This window comes from Mycobacterium parascrofulaceum ATCC BAA-614 (assembly GCF_000164135.1).
Taxonomy (GTDB): domain Bacteria; phylum Actinomycetota; class Actinomycetes; order Mycobacteriales; family Mycobacteriaceae; genus Mycobacterium; species Mycobacterium parascrofulaceum.
In genome coordinates, this window is record NZ_GG770553.1 from 1,388,269 (window position 1) to 1,392,711 (window position 4,443).

The following is a 4,443-nucleotide window of genomic DNA, read 5'->3' on the forward strand; positions in this document are numbered from 1 at the left end:
TTGTGGCGGGCGGCTTCCCTGGCGAGCTGCACCCGCGACGACACGGCGAGCTTGGTGTAGACGTGCGTCAGATGAGACTGGACGGTTCGGGGCGAGATGAACAGCCGCGCGGCGATGTCCTTGTTGGGCAGCCCTTCCCCGACGAGCCGCACGACGTCGAGCTCGGTCGGCGTCAGCGACTCCCAACCGTTGGCCGGGCGCCCGCGCGCACCCCGGCCCCGCCGCGCGTAGGCGATGGCCTCGGCGGTGGACAGCGCGTTGCCCTCCGCCCACGCCGTGTCGAAGGCCTTGGGGTCCAACGTCTCTCGCTTCTTCGTCAGTGCGGCGTCGTGTGGCTCCTGAAAAGCGCGGAAGCGCCTCTCGCCATGCCGCGTCCGGATGCCTTCCGCGCCACCGAACAGTCGTGCCGCGTACTCGGCGTCGGTGGCCAGCGCTGCGAGACGTTCCAGGGCGTCGGGCAGGTGCAGGTATTCGCCGGTGCGCTCGGCAATTTCGAGGGCGGCCTGCAGGTCGCGTTCGGCCCGCTGCGGCTCGCCTTGCGCGCCGGCGACTGCGGCGCGCGCTGTCAACGCCAAAGCTTGATGACCCCCGGGAACCGCCGCGACAGTGTCATCCGCCCAGCGGCGGGCGGCCGTCAAATCTCCGCAGCCCATCGTCGCGTCGGCCATCGGCACCAGGCTTCGCACGAACAGCTCTTTGAGCGGGGAGGTATGCCGCCAGGCCGCGTCGCACGCCTCCTTGGCCGCCGCGACGTTGCCGCAAGCCAACTCGGCGTTGGCAACCGCCAGGTAAGCGGTGTCCTCGTGGAAACCGCCCATGGCAGCGCCGTTCTCGAGGGCTGCTTGCGCGGCGGCGCGGCCCGCGTCAGCGTCGCCGGTGAAGGTCAGCGCCTGCGCCAGCGTCATCAGCCCAAACGTCTCCATCGGGAGGTCATGCGCGGCCCGCGCTTCATCGACCAGCTCATGGGCTACCCGCAGCGCCTCGACCAGCTTGCCCTGCAGCGCCAGCGCACCGCTGAGGAACACCCGGCTGTAGCGCGACATGAAGGTGTCGCCGTGCTCGTCGGCAAGCGCACGTCCCTCCTCGCCTGCGGCCTGGGCGGCGATCGGATCACCGCTGACGTTGCCGACGAAACATTGGTACGCGCGCACGTGATAGAGCGCCACGCGGTTGCCGGCGGCGCGGCCTGAATCGGCTGCCTCGGCGAAGTATTCCTCCGCCAACTCGGCCTCGTTCATGGTCAGGATCGCGCAGGTGAGCAGGATGTGCACCACGAGGTTCTGATCGCCGAGTTCGCGCGCCGCGGCGAGGGCCTCTTGCGCGCGCCGCAGGCTGAACGGAACGGAGTACCAGACCGCGAGCAGCCCCGCGTCGGCGGCCGCCCGCACCCACACCCCGGGCGGGACGTCCGCGTCGCGGTACCGCTCGTCGTTGAAGACGGCGCCGAACCCGGCCACGCCTTCGCGGAACCGCGCACGGGTCACCCACACCCGCTGCAGCGCGGAGACGAGCCGCAATGCCGGCTCGAACTCCCCGGCGTCGCAACTCCAGGCGTGCGCGGCCCGCAGGTTGTCCATCTCGAGTTCGGCCCAGGGGACCAACGGTGTCCCGTCGCCGCGCATCCGCGATTCCAGCCGCGCGGCGACGGCGGTGTAGTGGTCGCGATGCCGGATCCGCACCGCCTCGGCCTCACCGGACTCGGCCAGCTTCTCCAGGCCGTACTGGCGGACCGTCTCGAGCAGGCGGTAGCGCATGACGCCGTCGACTTCCTCGGCGACGACGAGTGACTTGTCGACCAGGAGGCCAAGGAGGTCGATGAGCTGGAAGTGCTCCGCGTCGGTGTCGGCGCCGACGGCCTGGGCGGCGCCAAGGTCGAAACCGCCCATGAACACGGCCAGGCGCCGAAACAGGACGCGTTCGGGTTCGGTGAGCATGGCGTGCGACCAGTCGATGGACGCACGCAGGGTCTGCTGGCGGCGCACCGCATTGCGCGCGCCCCCGGCCAGCAGGCGGAAGTTGTGGTGGAGCCCGTCGACGATCTGGGCCAGCGACAGGGTGCGGCTCCGCGCGGCGGCCAGCTCGATCGCCAGCGGCATGCCGTCGAGACGCCGGCAGATCTCGGCGATCACCGGCGAATTCTCTTCCGTCAGGCGGAAATCCGGCCTGGTCCGGCGGGCACGGTCGACGAACAGCTCGACGGCCTCGTCATCCACCGACAGCGACGGCACCCGCCAGGTGAGCTCCCCGGCGATGCCGATCGGCTCCCGGCTGGTCGCCAGCACCGTGACGTCCGGGCCCGCGTCGAGCAGCGCCGTCACCAGGTCGGCGCTGGCGTCCAGCAGGTGCTCGCAGTTGTCGAGCACCAGCAACAGGGTGCGGTCCCGCACGAACTTCGTCAGCGCTTCCATGGTGGAGCGGCCGGGCTGGTCGGCCAGACCCAGCGTGCGCGTCAGCACGACGGGCACGAGCAGGGGATTGGCGACGGGTGCGAGGTCGACAAACCAGGCGCCACCGGGGAACCCGTCGGCCACGCGGTCGGCGACCTGCACCGCCAATCGCGTCTTCCCGACGCCTCCTGCGCCGGTCAGGGTCACCAACCTGTTCTCTTTCAAGATCTGGGCCACGTCGCCGATCTGCGCGCCGCGGCCGACGAAACTGGTCAACTGGGCCGGAAGATGAGTCGCCACAGCGTTATTCGCGGTGCGCAGCGGCGGGAAATCGTTGCGCAGGCCGGGATGATTGAGTTGCACGACGCGTTCCGGTCGGGGCAGATCGCGCAGCGGGTGGACGCCCAGCTCGGTCAGCCAGGCGTCGGCCGGCAGCCGGTCGATCACCAAGGGTTCGGTCGCGCCGGAGAGCACCGTCTGCCCGCCGTGGGCGAGGTCGCGTAGTCGCGCCGTGCGGTTGATGGTGGGGCCGGCGTAGTTGCCGGCATCGCGCAGTTGGACCTCGCCGGTGTGCAGGCCGATCCGGATGCGGATCGGCGGGAGCACGGACAGTTGAATCTGCAGGGCGCAGGCGACGGCGTCGCTGGCGCGGGCGAAGGCGAGCACGAAGCTGTCGCCCTCGCCCTGCTCGACGGGCCGCACCCCGCCGTGGGCGGCGACCAGATCATTGACGGTCTGGTTCAGCTGCTCCAGGGCCGCCGTCATGGTGTCGGACTGCGTTTCCCACAGCCTGGTCGAGCCTTCCACGTCGGCCAGCAGCAAGGTCACCGTCCCAGTGGGCAGCTCGCTCACGCTCTGCTCGCTCCAGTCCAGCAGCGGCATGTCCGCCGACGAATCGATGTCGATCATGTTAGCCAGCATGCGGCTGCCGTGAGCGGCAAAACATCAGCTAAACCGCGCAGAGTTCGGCTGCGACCGCGCGGATTACGAAGGACGTTCAGTCCTCGGCGTGTCGCTCGTAGTCCCATCGCTCCAGGCGGGCCTGCAAATTCAGCAAGCCGAACCCGGCGACTGGAGCGGCGGCCGCAATGCAGGCCAGCAGCAGCGGAGTCATCCCCACAACCTCCCAAAACCCTTCGCTGATATGACGTTCGTCAACCACCAGAAGTTCATCGCCGCTCACCCACCCGCCAGCGCACGGTCCGCGAGCGCGCACATCACCGGCGCCAGCAACTGCGCGTACTCGGTAGTCACGTGGTTGTCGTCGCGGAACACCAGGGTGTTGCCGACGATCGTCGGGCAGCGGTCGGGGGTGCAGAACAGGTCGGTGAGATCCGCGTACTGGCCGCCGCCGGCCGTGGTTACCGCACGCTCGGCGGCGATGCCGTCGTCGTTGGCCGCGTCGGACCGCGTCGGCGCGCAGGCGCCGGCGTCGTCGAGGTGCCCGGAAAGGCAGGCGGGCACCGACGAATGAGGATCCGGGGCGGGCCCCAGGACCAACACCGCGGCGCCGGTGCCACGCAGTTGCGCGACCGTGCGGCCCAAGGTGTCGATCCAGGCCGGGTCGTAGGAGGTGAAGCCGAAGTCCGCGGCGTAGCGCCGGCTCATGTCCACCACCACCAGGCGCGGATGCTCGGCGGCCACCCGGGCCATGATCTGGCCACGCCACTGTTCGCACTCGGTGTACTCGCGGCCCAGGTACGGGCTGACGATGCGCAGGTCCTGGACGGGGCAGGTCACTTTGGCCAGCGTCTCCAACCGCCAGTGACGTCGCTCGGCAACCTGCGCAAAGGCCGGGTCCCACATGGCGGCGTGCGAGTCGCCGATCAGTGCGACCCCCGTCGGCGAGGCGAGATCTCCTATGGCGCATTCGTTTTGACCGACCTCGCGCCACGAGCGCACGCATCCGTTGACGAAGACGGCGGCCTTGTCGGCGGGCGCCTTGGCGAGCGAGGGATCGAGATTGGCGGGAACGGCTTTCAGGTCCGCCGATGCGGCGACGGCCGCGCGCGCCTGCGCGAACGCCGCACGGACCGCCGCCTCCGGCGCGCTGACG

General features: G+C 70.1%; 2 protein-coding genes. Both read right to left on the bottom strand.

Annotated elements, in window-relative coordinates; translation table 11 throughout:
- Positions 1-3,308, bottom strand: a 3,308-nt coding sequence (locus HMPREF0591_RS06550; RefSeq protein WP_007167671.1) for a helix-turn-helix transcriptional regulator, incomplete at its 3' end; no start/stop codon positions are given.
- 258 nt (positions 3,309-3,566) lie between these two features.
- Positions 3,567-4,443 (bottom strand): SGNH hydrolase domain-containing protein (locus tag HMPREF0591_RS06555; RefSeq protein ID WP_007167673.1); only part of this gene is annotated, 877 nt, incomplete at its 5' end.